12 protein-coding genes and 2 tRNA genes are annotated in these 17,045 nt (G+C 73.9%); 3 read left to right on the top strand and 11 right to left on the bottom strand.

What is annotated here, in order from left to right:
* Positions 1-131 precede the first annotated feature (131 nt).
* From ACFV88_RS08785 to ACFV88_RS08775, 3 genes are all read right to left on the bottom strand, one after another.
* On the bottom strand, positions 132-2,669 hold the full coding sequence (locus ACFV88_RS08785) for a ComEC/Rec2 family competence protein (RefSeq protein WP_385487565.1): 2,538 nt from the start codon (positions 2,667-2,669) through the stop codon (positions 132-134).
* On the bottom strand, positions 2,666-3,586 hold the full coding sequence (locus tag ACFV88_RS08780; protein ID WP_385487563.1) for a helix-hairpin-helix domain-containing protein: 921 nt from the start codon (positions 3,584-3,586) through the stop codon (positions 2,666-2,668). Before ACFV88_RS08780 ends, ACFV88_RS08785 begins: the two co-directional genes overlap by 4 nt.
* Before the next feature lie 108 nt (positions 3,587-3,694).
* Positions 3,695-5,137 carry an amidase gene (locus tag ACFV88_RS08775; protein WP_385487990.1) on the bottom strand — a complete coding sequence of 481 codons (1,443 nt, stop codon included), beginning with the start codon at positions 5,135-5,137 and terminating at the stop codon, positions 3,695-3,697.
* A 119-nt stretch (positions 5,138-5,256) separates the two neighbouring features.
* Between ACFV88_RS08775 and ACFV88_RS08770 the strand changes: the two genes are divergently transcribed.
* Positions 5,257-5,910 carry a TetR/AcrR family transcriptional regulator gene (locus tag ACFV88_RS08770; protein ID WP_385487561.1) on the top strand — a complete coding sequence of 218 codons (654 nt, stop codon included), beginning with the start codon at positions 5,257-5,259 and terminating at the stop codon, positions 5,908-5,910.
* Here the strand turns inward: ACFV88_RS08770 and ACFV88_RS08765 are convergent.
* From ACFV88_RS08765 to leuS, 3 genes are all read right to left on the bottom strand, one after another.
* Entirely contained in the window at positions 5,907-6,767 is an 861-nt protein-coding gene (locus ACFV88_RS08765) for a DegV family protein (RefSeq protein ID WP_385487559.1), read from the bottom strand. The two genes, ACFV88_RS08770 and ACFV88_RS08765, sit on opposite strands and share 4 nt — an antisense overlap.
* A gap of 70 nt (positions 6,768-6,837) precedes the next feature.
* A complete protein-coding gene (locus ACFV88_RS08760) occupies positions 6,838-7,563 on the bottom strand; it encodes a hypothetical protein (protein ID WP_385487557.1) in 726 nt (241 codons plus the stop codon).
* Positions 7,564-7,795: 232 nt separating this feature from the next.
* Entirely contained in the window at positions 7,796-10,750 is a 2,955-nt protein-coding gene (leuS, locus tag ACFV88_RS08755) for a leucine--tRNA ligase (protein WP_385487555.1), read from the bottom strand.
* Between the two features lie 907 nt (positions 10,751-11,657).
* Between leuS and ACFV88_RS08750 the strand changes: the two genes are divergently transcribed.
* Together ACFV88_RS08750 and ACFV88_RS08745 are read left to right on the top strand one after the other, a co-directional pair.
* On the top strand, positions 11,658-12,860 hold the full coding sequence (locus tag ACFV88_RS08750; protein ID WP_385487553.1) for a cytochrome b/b6 domain-containing protein: 1,203 nt from the start codon (positions 11,658-11,660) through the stop codon (positions 12,858-12,860).
* Positions 12,857-14,482: an NADH-ubiquinone oxidoreductase-F iron-sulfur binding region domain-containing protein gene (locus ACFV88_RS08745; protein ID WP_385487551.1), complete on the top strand. Its 1,626-nt coding sequence runs from the start codon at positions 12,857-12,859 to the stop codon at positions 14,480-14,482. The genes ACFV88_RS08750 and ACFV88_RS08745 overlap by 4 nt, the downstream gene beginning before the upstream one ends.
* 140 nt (positions 14,483-14,622) lie before the next feature.
* On the opposite strand, the gene ACFV88_RS08740 is transcribed toward ACFV88_RS08745, so the two are convergent.
* From ACFV88_RS08740 to rsfS, 5 genes are all read right to left on the bottom strand, one after another.
* Positions 14,623-14,695 (bottom strand) — tRNA-Ala (locus tag ACFV88_RS08740).
* A 124-nt stretch (positions 14,696-14,819) separates the two neighbouring features.
* The gene (locus tag ACFV88_RS08735; protein WP_255951692.1) at positions 14,820-15,053 is read right to left on the bottom strand and encodes a hypothetical protein; all 234 of its coding nucleotides are present in this window, start codon (positions 15,051-15,053) and stop codon (positions 14,820-14,822) included.
* Between the two features lie 499 nt (positions 15,054-15,552).
* Positions 15,553-15,625 (bottom strand) — tRNA-Ala (locus ACFV88_RS08730).
* Positions 15,626-15,715: 90 nt separating this feature from the next.
* Positions 15,716-16,396, bottom strand: coding sequence for a histidine phosphatase family protein (locus ACFV88_RS08725; RefSeq protein ID WP_385487548.1), 681 nt, complete (start codon positions 16,394-16,396; stop codon positions 15,716-15,718).
* A complete protein-coding gene (rsfS, locus tag ACFV88_RS08720) occupies positions 16,393-16,851 on the bottom strand; it encodes a ribosome silencing factor (RefSeq protein WP_385487546.1) in 459 nt (152 codons plus the stop codon). The genes ACFV88_RS08725 and rsfS overlap by 4 nt, the downstream gene beginning before the upstream one ends.
* Between the last annotated feature and the right edge of the window lie 194 nt (positions 16,852-17,045).

The raw sequence follows: 17,045 nt of genomic DNA, 5'->3' as shown, positions 1-17,045 counted from the left end.
GCACCCCGCACCGCACCGCCCCTCGCCTCCCCGACGCTCACTCAACATCCCTGGCCACCACCGCACTCACCCTCTCCCCCTTAAGCGACACCCTGTTCACTCAGCGTTCCCATACGCAATGCTCGCAACGGTCAACCCGCTGTGACCACTCCGGCTGAACCGTCCTCCATGCCGACCACCGCCACGGAACCGTCGCGGTCGGTGCGCAACACCCTCGCCCCGGTCGCCCGCAGCGCCCCGACCGTACGACCCGAAGGGTGTCCGTACGGGTTGTCGGCACCGCAGGAGATCAGCGCCAGCCGCGCACCGGTCCGACCGAGCAGTTCGGGGTCCTGGAACGCCGACCCGTGGTGAGCCACCTTCAACACGTCCACCCGGGCCGTCCGGGCGCCCAACGGGCCGCTCGCCAAAGCCCGTTGCCCCGGCGGTTCCAGATCCCCCAGCAACAGCATCCGCAGGCCCCCGCTGCGCACCAACAACGTCACGCTCGCGTCATTGGGGCCCAACGGGACCGTCGGGCCCCCGGCGAGCGACGGCCCGAACGGACCCGGTGGAGTGCCGTCCCCGGGGCCCGGCGGCCCCTGGGGCCACAACACCTCCCAGGCGACGGACCCGGTGCGCCGCCGCTCGCCCGCGACGGGGCTCCGCAGGGGCACACCACCGCCGGCTGCGACCCGCCGGACCATGGCGGCCTGGGCGACCGGCTCCGCCAGCCCCGTCGTCTCGATCGCCCCCACCGCCCGGCCCCGCAACACCCCCGCGAGACCGCCCACGTGATCGGCGTGGAAATGCGTCAGCAGCACGAGCGGAACGCGGGTGATCCCGAGGGACCGCAGACACGCGTCGATCCGCTCGGGGTCCGGCCCGGTGTCCACGACCACCCCCGTGGCGGTGCCCGCCGCCAGCACCAGCGCGTCCCCCTGACCCACGTCGCACATGACGAGCCGCCAGCCGGGCGGCGGCCAGCCGGTGACCCACCGGGTGAGCGGCACCGGGCGCACCACCGCCAGGACCAGCGCCACCGTGCACAGCAGCGCCAGCCATCGGTGCCCCAGCAACCAGCGTCCGACCCACAGGACCCCGAGCGTGACCGCCACGAGGAGCAGCGCACCGCGCCAGCCGCCCGGCCAGTCGACCGACCCCCCGGGCAGCGCCGCCCCGGCCCGGGCGATCCGGGCGATCCACTCGGCCGGCCAAGCCGCGCACCAGGCCGACGCCCGGGCCAACGGCATCGCCACCGGTGCCGCGACCAAGGCGCCGAACCCCAGCACCGTGGCGGGCGCCACCGCGAACTCGGCCAACAGGTTGCACGGCACCGCGACCACGCTGACCCGCTCCGCGAGCATCGCCACCACCGGCGCGCACACCACCTGGGCGGCGGCCGACGCGGCGAGCGCTTCGGCCGGGCGGCCCGGCACCCCCCGGCGTTGCAGCGCGGCGCTCCAGCCGGGCGCCAGGGTCAACAGCGCCCCCGTCGCCAGTACGGACAGCAGGAACCCGGGACTACGGGACAGCCACGGGTCGTACAGCACCAGCAGGAGCACCGCCGCGGCAAGCGCCGGGAGCAGGGACCTGCGGCGCCCGGTCACCATGGCCAACAGGGCGATGCCCCCGCACGCCGCGGCCCGCACGACACTGGGCTCCGGCCCGCACACCACCACGAACCCGAGGCTCAGCCCGGCGGCCAGGAACGCCGTCGCCCGCAGCGGGATCCCGAGCCTCGGCGCCAAGCCGCGGCGCTCCGCCGACTGCGCGGTGCCCGGCGGGCCGATCAGCAGCGCCAGCAGGATCACGAAGTTCCCCCCGCTGACCGCCAGTAGGTGCGTCAGATCGGTCGCCTCGAACGCCTCCCGCAGGTCGGGTTCGACCCGTGAGGTGTCGCCCACGACCAGTCCGGGCAGCAGTACCCGTGCGTCGGAGCGCAGCCGGGAGGTCGCCGCCCGCAAGCCGCCGCGCAGGTCCCCGGCGAACTGCTGCACAGCCGACGGTCCCGCCACCGTGACCGGGCCCCGGCGCCCGTCCACCCGTACGACGGCCGCGATGTCGCCCCGGCCGCCGTACGGCGGCGACAGCCGTCCTTCGACTCTGAGCCGGGTGGAGGGCAGCACCGACAACCAGCGCTGCGGCGCCCGGTCCGCGTCGACCATCACCAGGACCGGGGTGCGGGTGCGGGTCGCCGTCCCGTCCCACCGGTCCACCCGGACGACCCGCGCGTCCATCAGCACCAGTGGTGGCGGTGCACCGCCGCTCGACGCCCGTGGCCGGGCCCGCCGGGGGTCCGCTGTCACCTCCACCTCCAAGGTGGCCGCCGCGTGCCGGTCCGCGAGTTCGGGTACCGGGCCGCGCCACAGGTCAGCCGCGTGCAGGGTCGCCGTTCCGGCCGCCGCCGCCACGCACAGCAGCAGTGCCGCCCCGGTGACCATCGCGCCGGCCCGGTCCCGGCCGGCGCCCCCTGTGGCCGCCCGTCGTCGGGCGGCCACCAGGAGGCCTGCCGCGCCCAGCACCGCGCCCGCCACCACGGCCACGGACCGACCCGGTGGGAGGCCCAGCGCCAGTGCGGTCGTGCCCCATGCCGTGAGGGCGACGGGCACCAGGCGCAGGTCGGCGCCGGCCCCGGCTCCTGCCACCCCGGTCGGCGGGGGTGCAGGGCCCAGCGCGGGAGCGTTCACGGCTGGACCAGGTCCTTCAGGTTCGCGAAACGGCGATCGCCGATACCGGTCACCTCACGGAGCTGCTCCACGTTCCGGAATCCGCCGTGCGCCGCCCGGTGGTCGATGATGCGTTGGGCCAGCACGGGGCCGACGCCGGGCAGCGCGTCGAGTTGCGCGGCGGTCGCCGAACTCAGCGAGACGGGTCCGGCGGACGGGCCACCGGGTCCGGCCGGGCCGGTCGAACCCGCCGAACCGGCCGCGCCCGCTCCGAGCGGGGCACCGGCGGGGGCGCCGGGTGCTTCGGCGCCCTGGGCCGAGGGGCGAGCGCCCACGACGACCTGTTCCCCGTCCACGAGTAGCCGCGCCTGGTTGAGGCCGGTCGTGTCGGTGCCCGGCCGCACCCCGCCCGCGGCGCGCAGTGCGTCCGCGACCCGGGCGCCGACGGGCAGCCGCAGCAGTCCGGGCCGGCGTACCTTGCCGCCGACGTCGACCACGACCTGCCGGCCGCCCCCGCCCACCCGACCGGCCTCCCCGGCACCGGCCCCCGTCCCCGTCCCGGTTCCTGTCCCGGCTCCGGCACCCGCCGCGGTACCGGCGGTCGCTCCCGGGGCCGATGCGTCCCGCTCCGGTGGTGCCGGACCGACCGCCCGGGGGATGCGCACGGGCTCCGGACGTCCGGTCCGGTAGTGGTGCACGGCCAGGCCCACCGCGAGCAGCAGTACGACCGTCAGCGCGACGAGCGCCCGCCAGTGCAAGGCGCACCGCACCCGGAGCCAGACGGGGAGGCGTTCCCGTACGAACAGCGCGACGCGCTGGCTGCGGCGGGCGGCCTGCTCCCCCGTCACCGGTGGGGCGGGGGCACCCGACTGGCCGTCGTGGGTGGCGGGTCGGGCGAGAGGTGGGGCGAGGGACCGGGAGGGAGATCGAGGGGTCATGTGCTCGACGGTAGGTGTCCCGCTCCATCCGGGATGATCATGGTCAAAATCCGTGGAACAGCTGGTAGTTGTGGATAACTCGCTCACCCTGACGAGGGATTCCAGCAACTACCAGTTGACGTTTGAGGGCACAGCACCCCCGCGCGGGTCGACCGGTACGAGGACGCCGAGCCGGTCCTCGATCGCCTGCGCCGCGTCCAGGCACAGGTCCTCCCGGAACGCGCGCCCGACGACCTGCACTCCGGAGGGGAGCCCGTCGGCCGTCCCGGTCGGTACGGCCACCCCGGGCACGCCCACGAAACTGGTCACGGTGCACAGGCGCATCCCCGACGCGACCCGGTCCCGTCCCGCCCGGTCGCGCGACTCCAGCCCCGGCTCGACCGGTGGTTCGGTGAAGACCGGCCCGAGCAACAGCGGGTACGCGTCGAGGAATTCGGCCCAGGAGCGGCGGATGTTCGTCCAGGTGCCCAGCAGCCCCACCAACTCGTCCGCGCTCGCCGGCGGCGTCTCCTCCATCGCCATCCCGAGGTAGCGGTCGCCGCCCTCGCCGAGCAGTCGGCGCACCACCGGCCAGGTCGGGGCGAACTCGGTCATCGTGATCCGGCCGTACGCCTCCAACGCCTCGTCCAACCGAGGCACGTCCGGCACCTCGCACACGTCGTAGCCGGCGTCGCGGAGGGCGTCGGCCGCGGTCGCGACGGCCCGGCCGACCGCGGGGTGGACGCCGCGCCCGCCGGGGTCCGCCACGACCGCGACCCGCACCGGCCCGGGAAGCGGTTCGCCGTAGGCGGGTACCGGCACGGCCCGCGGGTCACGGGGATCGGCCCCGGCCAACACCTCGTAGACGAGCCGGAGATCGCTCACGCGGCGGGCCAACGGACCGTCAGTGACCAGCAGCTGGGAGGCCGGGCCGGGGTCGTCCGGGCCGAGGACCCGCTGGTCGGCGGGGAACCGGCCGGTGGACGGCTTCAGACCGGCCACACCGCAGAACTGGGCCGGAATGCGCACCGACCCGCCGGAGTCGTTGCCGAGTCCGAGCGCCGCCATGCCGGTGGCGACGGCGACCGCGTCACCCCCGCTGGAGCCGCCCGGGGTCCGACCGGGGTCCCAGGGATTGGCCGTGTCGCCGAACAGTTCGCTGCGCGTGTGCATCCCCGCCAGGATCAGGGTGGGCACATTGGCGTGCCCGATCGGGACGGCCCCCGCCGCGCGCAGCCGGGCCACCGGGAGCGCATCGGCCGGCGCCACCAGATCGCGGAAGCGCGGCGTCCCGAAGGTGGTCGGCACGCCTTCGACGGCGGTGGTCTCCTTCACCGTGAACGGCACGCCCGCGAGCGGGCCCAGCGCTTCGCCGGCGGCCCGCCGACGGTCCGTCCGCGCCGCGGCCTCACGGGCGCGCTCCGCCAGGAGTTGCGTGATCGCGTTCACCCGCGGGTTGACCTCGGCGATGCGGTCCAGGTGGCTGTCGATCAGCTCGACCGCCGAGACCTGCCCGCTGCGCACGGCCTCCGCCTGCGCGGTCGCCGACAGTTTCCACAGGGCGTCCTGCATGACGTCCCCCTCCTCGTCCAGGTACCGATGCACTTGCATCGGTACCGTACCCATGGAAGCGATGCGACCGCATCGAATAAAGTGCACGGTCCGGGCCGCAGCACGCGAGGAGACGAGACATGCCCAGGCAGGTGGACCACGCGGGACGACGCCGCCTCATCGCGGAGGCCGTCTGTCGGCTCGCCGACGAACGCGGACTGGAGGGCGTGACCCTGCGCGACGTCGCCCGGCGCGCGCAGGTGTCGATGGGCGCCGTCCAGCGGTGCTTCCGCACCAAGGAGGAGATGCTCGTGTTCGCCCTCGGGCACATCGGCGAACAGGTCAACGAACGGGTGCGGGCCCGGCTGGTCAGGAGCCCCGCCCAGTCGGCCGGCACCGCCCTGGGCCATGCGGCGACCGAGGTCTCACTGCTCCGGGAGGAGCACCGCGCCGAGGCCCGGGTCTGGCTCGCCTTCGTCGCACAGGCGGCCGTGAACGAGGCGCTCGCCAGCACCCTGAAGGCGAACTACGCCGCCTTGCAGGAGGCGTTCACCCGGCTCATCGCGGAAGCCGGCGAGGGCGCCACCCGGGCGGTCGACAGCGACAGCGACACGGACGGGAACGACGTGCGCCCCGATCCACGGCTAGACGCCCGCACCCTGCTCGCCCTCGCGGACGGTCTCACCGCGCACGTGCTCATCGGCCACCTGACCCACGAGGAGGCCCAGGACGTGCTGCACGCCCACCTGGCCGGCCTGTGGGAACGACCGGTCCGACCGTCCCGGACCCGCTAGGCGGGACCGGGGCACGCCGAGACCACGACCGCCAGCAGCCCGGGCCCGGTGTGCGCCCCGATCACCGCCCCGACCTCGCTGACGTGCATCTCGCCCAGTGCGGGGACGCGCCCGCGCAGCCGCTCGGCCAGCGCCGCGGCCTTCTCCTCCGCGGCGAGGTGGTGCACGGCGATGTCGGCCGGCCCGACGGCAGCCGCGCGTTCCACCGCCAACTCCTCCAGCCGGGCGATCGCCTTGGCGGCCGTACGGACCTTCTCCAACGGCTCGATCCGCCCGCCCTCCAGCTGGAGCAGCGGCTTCACGGCGAGCGCGGAGCCGAGGAGGGCCTGTGCCGTACCGATCCGTCCCCCGCGGCGCAGATAGTCGAGGGTGTCCACGTAGAAGTAGGCGGAGGTCCCCTCGGCCCGCTTCTCGGCGGCGGCCACCGCCTCGTCGACGGAGGCGCCCGCGGCTGCGGCCTCGGCGGCGGCCAGGGCGCAGAAGCCCAGCGCCATGGCGATCATCCCGGTGTCGACGACCCGGACGGGCACGGGCGCGGAGCGTGCGGCGAGCACCGCGGCGTCGTACGTGCCGGACAGCTCCGAGGAGAGGTGGAGGGACACGATGCCTGAGGCCCCCGCGGCGGCGACCTCGCGGTAGGTGGCGGCGAACTCCTCCGGGCTCGGCCGGGAGGTGGTCACGGACCGGCGCTTCTGGAGGGCCTCGGCCACGGAGCGGGCCGAGATCTCGGTGCCCTCCTCCAAGGCGCGGTCGCCGAGGACCACGGTCAGGGGCACCGCGGTGATGTCGTGCTGACGCATCGCCCGCTTCGGCAGGTAGGCCGTGGAATCGGTGACGATGGCGACATGGCGGGACATGGGCTGGAGGTTACCTGTCGGGGCGTGGGGGCGGCAGTCCGGGCCGGGCCCGCCCGCCCGGGGCGGTGGGTCAGGTGGTGCTTTCCGGCCGGGGCTTCTTCTCCCACGTGTACGGGGGCGGCGGGGTGCTCGGCGCGATGGAGGGCCGGGACCGCTCCTGCCCGGCGGACCGCTCCTGTCCGGCGGGGCGGACCGGGTCGGGGGTCGCGGTCGGTCCCTGCGGGGTGGCGGAGGACGCCCCCGGGGACGGCTCGGTCGTCCAGTGCCGCAGGGCTCCGGCCTCCATGTCGATCTGGAGGCTCAGGGAGTCGAGGTCGTCGTGGGCGAAGCGGTGGGCCCGGTCTCGGGCGGCCCAGCGCAGGGAGTCGGCGGAGTTCACGATCTGGTCGGTGCGCTCGCGCATCTCCGGCAGCACCGCGACCAGCTTGGACCGGTCGGGCTCGCTCTCCAGCCGCTTCAGCTCGTGGTCCAGCTCGTGACCGTGCGTGCTGAGACGGTCGAAGAGGGCGAGCGACTCCTTGAGCGACTCGTCCTCGTCGACGCCCGCTTGGAGGGCGTCCTGCGTGGCGCGCATGGACGTCCGCAACTTGAGCCGGAGTTGCGCCAACTCGGCGGCCGGACCGATCTGCGTGTAGGACTTGGCCTTGAGCGTGGTGTCCTCCACCGTGCGCCGCGCCTGGGTGATCGTACGGTCCACTCCGCGCTTGGCGGCACCGACCACCTTGACCACCGCATAGGCGCCCACCGCCACCAAGAGCACGCAGAGCAGCACCACGATGGCGATCAGGGCTTCCATGACGGTCCTCTCGCGGTCCTGTACGACTCTCCACGGTAAACGCTAAACGCCGCCCGGGGGTTCCCTCTCTCCCCGGGGCTCCCTCCGGGGATTCCCTTAGGTGACGCCCCGTACGCACAACGGAGCCCCACGGGTCCCGTACGGCACGGTCCGCCCCCGGGGAGAGTGCCCCGGTGACGGACCGTTCGCACGGCCGGATCGGGCGGCCCCGGGACGACCGCCCGCACCGGGATCACGCCGGCACGATGTTGACCAGCTTCGGCGCGCGCACGACGACCTTGCGGATGTCGGCGCCGCCCAGCGCGGTCCGGACCTTGTCGTCGGCGAGCGCGACGCGCTCCAACTCCTCGTCGGAGATCGACGGGGGCACCTCCAGACGGGCCTTGACCTTCCCCTTGACCTGGACCACGCAGGTGACGGTCTCGTCCACCAAGTAGGCCGGGTCGGCGACCGGGAAGTCCCGGTGGACGACCGAGTCGGTGTGGCCGAGCTTGCGCCACAGTTCCTCGGCGACGTGCGGGGCCAGCGGGGCCACCATGAGCACCAGGGGTTCGGCCACCGAACGCGCGACCGGCCCGGACGCCCTGGTCAGGTGGTTGTTCAGCTCGGTGATCTTGGCGATGGCGGTGTTGAAGCGCAGGCCCTCCAGGTCCTGGCGGACCCCGTCGACGGTCTTGTGCAGGGCACGCAGGGTGTCCTCGGCGGGCGCCTCGTCCGTGACGGTGACCTCTCCCGTCGCCTCGTCCACGACGTTCCGCCACAGTCGCTGGAGCAGCCGGTACTGGCCGACGACCGCACGGGTGTCCCAGGGGCGGGACACGTCCAGGGGACCCATGGCCATCTCGTACAGGCGCAGGGTGTCGGCACCGTACTCGGCACTGATCTCGTCCGGGGTGACCGCGTTCTTCAGGGACTTGCCCATCTTGCCCAGCAGCCGGCTGACCTCCTCGCCCTGGTGGAAGAAGACGCCGTCGCGCTCCTCGACCTCGGCGGCCGGCACCGCGATGCCCCGGGCGTCCCGGTACACGTACGCCTGGATCATGCCCTGGTTGAACAGCTTGTGGAACGGCTCGGACGAGGAGACGTGCCCCAGGTCGAACAGGATCTTCGACCAGAAGCGGGCGTACAGCAGGTGCAGCACGGCGTGCTCGGCGCCGCCGACGTACAGGTCGACGCCGCCGGTCGGCATGCCCTCGCGCGGGGACATCCAGTAGCGCTCGATGTCGGGGGCGACCAGCTGCCGGTCGTTGTGCGGGTCCAGGTAGCGCAGCTCGTACCAGCAGGAACCCGCCCAGTTGGGCATGGTGTTGGTCTCGCGGCGGTACGCGCGCGGGCCGTCGCCGAGGTCCAGGGTGACGTTGACCCAGTCCGCGTTGCGGGACAGCGGGGTCTCGGGCCGGGTGTCCGCGTCGTCCGGGTCGAAGGTGCGCGGCGTGTAGTCGTCGACCTCCGGCAGCTCCAGCGGCAGCATCGACTCGGGCAGCGCGTGGGCGACGCCGTCCTCGTCGTAGACGATCGGGAAGGGCTCGCCCCAGTAGCGCTGGCGGCTGAACAGCCAGTCGCGCAGCCGGAAGTTGACGGTGCCCTCGCCGATGCCCTCGCGCTCCAGCCACTCGGTGATGCGGGCCTTGGCCTCGGTGACGCCCAGACCGTCCAGGCTGATGTCCGCGCCGGTGGAGTTCACCAGCTGCGCGTCGTAGGAGGCGAAGGCGTCGTCCCAGGTGGCGGGGTCGGTGCCGCGGCCGTCGTCGGGGTCGACCACGCAGCGGATCGGCAGCTCGAAGGCGCGGGCGAAGGCGAAGTCGCGGGTGTCGTGAGCGGGCACGGCCATGATGGCGCCGGTGCCGTAGCCCATGAGCACGTAGTCGGCGATGAAGACGGGGACCTGCTCGCCGCTGACCGGGTTGGTGGCGTAGGCGCCGGTGAAGACACCGGTCTTGTCCTTGGCCTCGGCCTGGCGCTCCACGTCGGACTTGGCGGCGGCCTGCCTGCGGTAGGCGGCGACGGCCTCGCCGGGCGTGGCGTGAGCGCCCGTCCAGATGTCGTGGGTGCCCTCGGGCCAGTCGGCCGGGACGATCCGGTCGATCAGGTCGTGCTCGGGCGCCAGCACCATGTACGTGGCCCCGAACAGGGTGTCCTGACGGGTGGTGAAGACGGTGATGACGTCGGCGCCGGGGGCCGAGCCGGTGCCGCCCGAGACGGCACCCGTGACGGCGGCGGGCGCGGAGCCGTCCACGGTGACGGGGAAGTCGACGCGGGCGCCCTCGGAGCGGCCGATCCAGTTGCGCTGCTGGAGCTTGATCGCCTCGGGCCAGTCCAGCCCGTCCAGATCGCTCAGCAGCCGGTCGGCGTAGGCGGTGATGCGCATGTTCCACTGGCGCAGCTTGGCCTTGAAGACCGGGTAGTTGCCGCGCTCGGAGCGCCCGTCGGCGGTGACCTCCTCGTTGGCCAGCACGGTGCCCAGGCCGGGGGCCCAGTTGACGGGCGCGTCGGAAGCGTACGCCAGGCGGTAGCCGCTCAGGACGTCGGCGCGTTCCTTGGCGTCCAGCTCGTGCCAGGCGCGACCGTCGCCGGGTACGGCGCGTTCACCGCTCTCGAACTGGGCGATCAGCTGGTCCACGGGGCGGGCCTTGCCGGCCTCCTCGTCGTACCAGGAGTTGAAGATCTGGAGGAAGATCCACTGGGTCCACTTGTAGTACGCGGGGTCGATCGTGGCGATCGAGCGGCGCTGGTCGTGGCCCAGTCCCAGACGGCGCAGCTGGCGCTTCATGTTGTCCATGGCCACCTCGGTGGACACCCGGGGGTGGGTGCCGGTGGCGACCGCGTGCTGCTCGGCGGGCAGGCCGAAGGCGTCGAAGCCCAGGGTGTGCAGGACGTTGTGGCCGGTCATGCGCTGGTAGCGGGCGTACACATCGGTGGCGATGTACCCCAGGGGGTGTCCCACGTGCAGTCCCGCACCCGAGGGGTACGGGAACATGTCCATGATGAACTTCTTGGGGCGCGCGACCAGGTCGGGGTCCCCGGCCAGGTCACCGCTCGGGTTGGGCGCCTCGTAGGTGCCCTCGGCCTCCCAGGTGTCCTGCCAGCGTGCCTCGATGTCGGCGGCCAGGGCCGCCGTGTAGCGGTGCGGAGCGGCTGCCTCCACGGCGCTTTCCGCAGTGGCGGGGGAAGAATTCGTCTCGCTCATGATCCCTAAAGCTCCATCGATCGTCATCTGCCTGCGGTCGGCGGCCCGTTCACGGTGCGGCCCGGAAACGAAAAAACCCCTCGCACAGGAGGGGGCGCCACGCTGATGCCGACCGGATCCGTCGTCCGTCGGGACTGATCAGCGCGGCCCGCTAAGCAGAAGGCGTACGGCACGCATGGCGTCAGGGTACCGCAGGCCCCGTGGGGGCGCCTACGGCACGGGGGGCCTCGGCGGGGCGGGCGGCACCGGGGCGCGGGACCGGGGTGGAGCGGGGCGGAGCGGGGCGCGCCTCCCGACCCGCTCCGCGGGGGCCGTTGCGCGCGGGCATGGGAGGCGGCTCATGCGGGCATGGGAGGCGACTCATGGAACCTCCGGGGACGGACCGCGCGAATCGGGCGGGCGTCGCACCGGCCCGCGACGGCGCGTTCGGCCGGAATCCGGGCCGAAGGGGGCGACGGTCCACCGGCCGGCCGGGTGTACGTGAGAGGCACGTGAAGGTTCCGTGAGCCCATCCACACCCAGAGCTTTGGCCAACGGTTACTCCGCGTATCTCCACCTACCGGGACAAGCGCTGGATCAAACTCCCCTTTGGTCACAGGGCAATAACTCGAACCCCGTACGCCTCGCGTGGGAGCCGACTTAGAGTGCCGCAGCGGGACCACTTTGCCGCGCCCCTGGGAGTCGCCCCATGAACCCTCCGAACCCTCACACCCGCAGTCCCCTCAGTCCCCTCAGTCCCCTCAGCCCCTGCGATGCCCGCAGTGCCCTCAGCCCTCGCCGTGCCCGCCCGGCTCGCAGCCCCCGGGACGGAAGCCGAAGCCGACGGAGGAGGGGAACCAGGAAGAGGAATGCGCCCGCCGGCCCTCCCCATTCCTGGACGAGGGGAAGTGCGACGGCGGGCCTGCTGTTGCTGGCCCCCCTCCCCGTCGTCGTCGGGGGCGAGGAGTTCCGCGGGTTCGTCGACTTCGCCGCGGGCGTGCTCTCCCTGGTCGCGCTCACCTGCTCGGTGATCTGGGGACTGGTCGCCTCCGACCGCGTCTTCCTGAACCCCCGTCAACGACTGCTCGCGCAGGCCGTCCACCGGACGACGGCGGTCGCGTCCGTCGCGTTCCTGCTGCTGCACGCCACCGTCAAGGTCACCCTCGACCACACGACGCTCCTGGCCGCACTGGTCCCCTTCAGCCTCGGAACGGGCGGCACGGCCGGACTGATCGGACTCGGCTCCCTGGCGGCCCTGCTGATGATCGCCACGGCGCTCACGGGCGCCCTGCGCAGCACCTTCGCCTCTCCGGCCCCGGTGGCCGCCCGCTGGCGCGCGGTGCACGCGCTGGCGTACCCGGCCTGGTGCGCCGCCCTGCTGCACGGGCTCTTCGCCGGGCGCCCCGCGGCGGGCTGGGTGACGTTCCTGTACGGCACGAGCCTGCTGGCCGTGATCACCGCGATCGGGCTGCGTGCGGCGCCCGGCGCGGTGAAGCGGAACCTCACCGACCGGGTCCTCGCCGCTCTCGGCCCCCGTCCGGCCGGACCCGAGCGCCCGCCCCGCCGCGACCGCGAGGGATCGCCGCTGCCCGGCGTCGAACCGGCCGCCCGACCGTTCGCCGCCGTACGGGACCCGTACGGCGCAGGGCGGGCCGGGGACCTCCCGGCGTCCGCCCCGGCGCTCGACCGCCACGGGGTTCCCCCGCTGCCGCTGACCGCACCCTCGATCGGCGGCGGGGCCCACGCCACCACCGGCTCCGGCCTCGGCATGGCCGCCGCCTACCGCGCGGTGTCGCCGGAGCCGAGCGGACCGGGGCGGTGGCCGATCCCCTCGCCCGCACCGCCCGCCGAAGCCCCGCGGCCGGCACGCGAACCACTGGACGTCACGACTCCGCTCGACGTCACAGCTCCGCTCGATGTCCCGGCTCCGCGCGGGGCGCAGACGTCCGGCGCGCCGGGCGCCCCCGCGCACCCCCGCCACGCCGCGCACCCCGTACGCCCCCCACACCCCGCACACCCCGCGGCAGAAGCACATCCCGGGCCCTTCCAGGCCGCCCCGCGCTCCGGCGAGCCCTGGAGCTCCCCCGCCGCACCCACAGCCCCGTCGGGACCCACCGGGGGGCGGCAGTGACGGGCGGCGCCGGCCTGCCCGACGTGCCCGAGGTACGGGTCGTGGGACTGCCCCACCTCACCTCGGGGTTCGACCTCGTGGAACGGCTCGACCTCGGGACGCACCTCAAGGTGCACGGCCCGCTCGCCCCGATCGGCGGTGAACGGCTCGCCGCGCTCGCCGAGCGGATCGCGCTGCGGGGGCGCGGCGGCGCCGGGTTCCCGTTCGCGCGGAAACTGCGCGCGGTCGCCGACTCGGCGATCCGCCGGGGCGTACGCCCCGTGGTCGTCGTCAACGGCAGCGAGGACGAGCCCGCCTGCCGCAAGGACACCGTCCTGCTCAACCGGGCCCCGCACCTCGTCCTGGACGGCGCCCTGCTCGCGGCCGAGGCACTCGGGGCGCGCGCCCTCGTGGTCGGGGTGACCAGGGAGTCCACCCAGTGGTCCATGGAGCAGGCCCTCGCCGAACGCGGGCTGTCCGCCCGCAGGGGTGCACCCCTGCGGGCCCGGGTGCAGCGCAACCCGGTGCGCATGGTGACCGGCGAGTCGTCCGCGCTGATCCGTTCGGCGGACGGCGGCCCGCCGAAGCCCCCGGGGCGCAAGGTGCGCGCCTCGGAAGCCGGGGTGGGCGGGGCACCGACCCTGCTGTCCAATGCGGAAACGTTCGCGCAACTCGCGGTGGCGGCCCGGACGGGCGCCGACCGGTACCGCGCCACGGGGCTCCCCGACGAGCCCGGGACGGTCCTGCTCACCCTGTCCGGCGCGGTCGCCCGGCCGCTGGTGCTGGAGGTGCCCTCGGGCGTGCCGCTGAACTACGTGCTCCAGCTCGCCGGTGCGCCGCCGCTGCTCCAGGGCGTGTTGACCGGTGGGTACCACGGCCGGTGGTTGGACGCCTCCACCGCGCACGAGGCGGTGGTCGCCCGGGCCGCCCTCGACGCGGTGGGCGGGGCGCTCGGGGCCGGGGCCGTGCTCCCCCTCGGCCAGGACACCTGTCCGCTCGGCGAGGCCCTGCTGGTGGCGCGCTGGCTGGCGGGCGAGAGCGCCGGGCAGTGCGGTCCCTGTCACCGGGGGCTGCCGGCCGCGGCGCGGGGTCTGGAGGACGTCCTCCAGGGCGGTGGGCCGGCGGCTCTGGAGGCGTTGCGACAGGTCACCCGGGCCGTGAAACGACGGGGCGCGTGCCAGCACCCGGACGGCTCGGCCGCGTTCATCGAGTCCGCCCTCGCCGCGTTCACGGACGATCTCGCCGCGCACGTGCTGGGCGGCGGCTGCGGTCGTCCGGTGCGGGCGGTGCTGCCGCTCCAGGCGGTCGGCGAGGGGGTGCCGGGGAGCGGCGACGCGGGCCCCAGCGGACAGCGTCTCGCCGTCGACTGGACGCTCTGCCAGGGGCACGGGCTGTGCGCCGACATCGTGCCCGAGCTGATCCAGCTGGGACCCGACGGCTACCCGTCGACGGCCGAGGTGTCGGTGCCGCGCCACGCGCAGTCCCGGGCGGTCCGGGCGGTGCGCCGGTGTCCCGCGCTGGCGCTGCGTCTGGAGGAGGACCCAGCGGACCCGGCGGACCGGGCGGGCGCTGCGGTGCTGCCGGTGCTCCCGGCCCGGCTGCCCGGTCGGGGCCGGCACGCCCTCGGCGGCGGACCGGACTGAGCGGTCGCGCCCGGCCGGCGCGGGCCCCGGCCGGGTGACGAGCACGTCGGGCGCCTCTGACACGTCGAGCACGTCGAGCACGGGAAAGCGGAAGGTCCCGCCCGTTCGTGACGGGCGGGACCTTCCGCTTCAACTTCCTGTGGAGCTAAGGAGAATTGAACTCCTGACCTCCTGCATGCCATGCAGGCGCTCTACCAACTGAGCTATAGCCCCGTGCTGTGTGCCTCGGGTTCTCCCCGGCGGCGACGCCAACATTAACGCCCCCCTAGCCGGTTCACCAAATCGGTTTCCGACCGCCCTGATCAGGCAAGGGACGGCCGGAGCGGTACGGGCCGGCTCAGGCCGTGGCGAAGGAGTAGAAGCGCTTCAGGGTGCAGTGCTCGTCCAGCAGACGGCCGTAGATCGGCTCGCCCTCCAGTTCCCGGTAGGTCTCGATCGGGTCGCCCTTGATGATCAGCGCCCGCGCGCACTCCTCGCACCAGTACTGGTAGTCGGGGTTGACCGGCTCCATGTCACGGACGATCGGCGTGCCGCCACCGCACCAATCACACTTGCGCCTGTGCGCGCCCATCGATCAGCTCCGGGAGCGGCTGCGGGCCGCGCGCACGAAGGAGCTCCCGAGGTGTTCGCCGGACGTCCGAGCGAGGGGGGCGACACCGGGGGGCGGGCAGTCGGGACGGGTTCCGGTCGAGGGTTCCGGAAGCGCTCCGCGCCCGGGTGGCATCCCCAGGGCGAGAGGGCGGTCGTCCCCCTCGCGGATGCTCGAAGGCATCGCTTCTCCCTCCCGTCGGGCCGCGTCCCCATCCGGCCGCTTGATTCTGCCACGGACGGACCGCCGTGGTCAGCGACGCATGCGTACCGGTCCGGACACGGCGCGCCGCTCCGCGCACCCCGGACGGCGCACGGACGTGCGCGCAAGCGCGCCCACGGGTACATACGGTCCGAACCGCCCGTCGCCTCAACGGGCTTCGGGCCGTTTCCCGGCGCACGCCCGCGCCCGGCACAGGTCCGGCGACGACAAAAGAGATCGGCCCCTCCGCGTTTCCGCGAAGGGGCCGATCCCGTTCCTGTGGAGCTAAGGAGAATTGAACTCCTGACCTCCTGCATGCCATGCAGGCGCTCTACCAACTGAGCTATAGCCCCGCGCGTTCTTCCCGCCCGGCGGGCTGAACAAGAAGAACTTTAGCCTGCGGGCGGCCGGAAAGTGAAATCCGCGGCCGGTCGCCACAGCGGTCAGTCGTCGTCGCCCAGCACCGGCTCGGGCAGGGTGCCCGCGTTGTGCTCCAGCAGGCGCCAGCCCCGCGCACCGCGGCCGAGCACCGACCAGCAGCAGTTGGACAGGCCGCCGAGGCTCTCCCAGTGGTGGGAGTCGAGGCCGAGGAGACGCCCGATGGTGGTGCGGATGGTGCCGCCGTGGCTGACCACGACCAGGGTGCCGCCCTCGGGGAGCTTCTCGGCGTGGTCGAGGACGACGGGCGCGGCCCGGTCGGCGACCTCGCTCTCCAGTTCCCCGCCGCCCCTGCGGACGGGCTCGCCGCGCTTCCACGCCGCGTACTCGTCGCCGTGGCGCTCGATGATCTCGTCGTGCGTGAGCCCCTGCCAGACGCCCGCGTAGGTCTCGCGCAGGTTCTCGTCGTGCGTGACCGTCAGGCCGGTGAGGTCCGCCAGCTCGGTGGCCGTGGTGGCGGCGCGCTTCAGGTCCGAGGCGATGATCGCGTCGGGGTCGAGCGAGGCCAGCAGCCGGGCGGCGCGGCGCGCCTGGAGCACGCCCGTCTCGGTCAGCCCGATGTCCGTGGTGCCCTGGAAGCGACGCTCCAGGTTCCACGCGGTCTGACCGTGCCTCCACAGGATGATCCGGCGGGTGCTCCCGGACTCGGAGAAGGGCTTGAGGTCCGTCCGGCTGGAGGCGCTCATCGCAGTTCCCCACCCAGCTCGCGCAGCTCGCCCGCCTCGTCAGCGGCCTGCTGGCGCTGCGCGTGCTCGGCGGCCTTGCCCTTGGTCGCCTGCGCGTCGGCGGGGAGTTCGATCTCGGGGCAGTCCTTCCACAGCCGCTCCAGGGCGTAGAAGACGCGGTCCTCGCTGTGCTGCACGTGGACGACGATGTCCACGTAGTCGAGGAGGACCCAGCGGGCCTCGCGGTCGCCCTCGCGGCGGACGGGCTTGACGCCCAGTTCCTTGGCGAGCTGCTCCTCGATCGCGTCGACGATCGACTTGACCTGGCGGTCGTTCGGCGCGGAGGCGAGCAGGAAGGCGTCCGTGATCGCCAGGACGTCGCTGACGTCGTAGGCGATGATGTCGTGGGCGAGCTTGTCGGCCGCTGCCTGGGCGGCGGCGGAGATCAGCTCAAGGGCACGGTCAGTTGCGGTCACTGCGCGGCTTTCGTTCGATGGTCGGTACCCCTCAAGAGTCTCACGGACGGCAGACCGTGAACCAAACGATTACCGTCCGTCACCGAGGCTTGACGGACCCCGGTCCGTCGGGGGCCGCCGCCCCCGGGCCCGCCCCCCCCCCGGCGAGCCGCAACCCCGCCCGGACCCCGGCCACGAAGACAAGACCCACGCCC

It is taken from the genome of Streptomyces sp. NPDC059816 (genome assembly GCF_042732055.1).
Lineage (GTDB): Bacteria > Actinomycetota > Actinomycetes > Streptomycetales > Streptomycetaceae > Streptomyces.
This window is presented reverse-complemented; position numbering and strand designations above follow the sequence as displayed.

What these genes read in the sequence shown, in the direction of transcription:
- ACFV88_RS08780 (WP_385487563.1), bottom strand. Translation starts at nt 3,586, where the DNA reads ATGACCCCTCGATCTCCCTCCCGGTCCCTCGCCCCACCTCTCGCCCGA.
- ACFV88_RS08775 (WP_385487990.1), bottom strand. Translation starts at nt 5,137, where the DNA reads ATGCAGGACGCCCTGTGGAAACTGTCGGCGACCGCGCAGGCGGAGGCC.
- ACFV88_RS08770 (WP_385487561.1), top strand. Translation starts at nt 5,257, where the DNA reads ATGCCCAGGCAGGTGGACCACGCGGGACGACGCCGCCTCATCGCGGAG.
- ACFV88_RS08765 (WP_385487559.1), bottom strand. Translation starts at nt 6,767, where the DNA reads ATGTCCCGCCATGTCGCCATCGTCACCGATTCCACGGCCTACCTGCCG.
- ACFV88_RS08760 (WP_385487557.1), bottom strand. Translation starts at nt 7,563, where the DNA reads ATGGAAGCCCTGATCGCCATCGTGGTGCTGCTCTGCGTGCTCTTGGTG.
- leuS (WP_385487555.1), bottom strand. Translation starts at nt 10,750, where the DNA reads ATGAGCGAGACGAATTCTTCCCCCGCCACTGCGGAAAGCGCCGTGGAG.
- ACFV88_RS08735 (WP_255951692.1), bottom strand. Translation starts at nt 15,053, where the DNA reads ATGGGCGCGCACAGGCGCAAGTGTGATTGGTGCGGTGGCGGCACGCCG.
- ACFV88_RS08725 (WP_385487548.1), bottom strand. Translation starts at nt 16,396, where the DNA reads ATGAGCGCCTCCAGCCGGACGGACCTCAAGCCCTTCTCCGAGTCCGGG.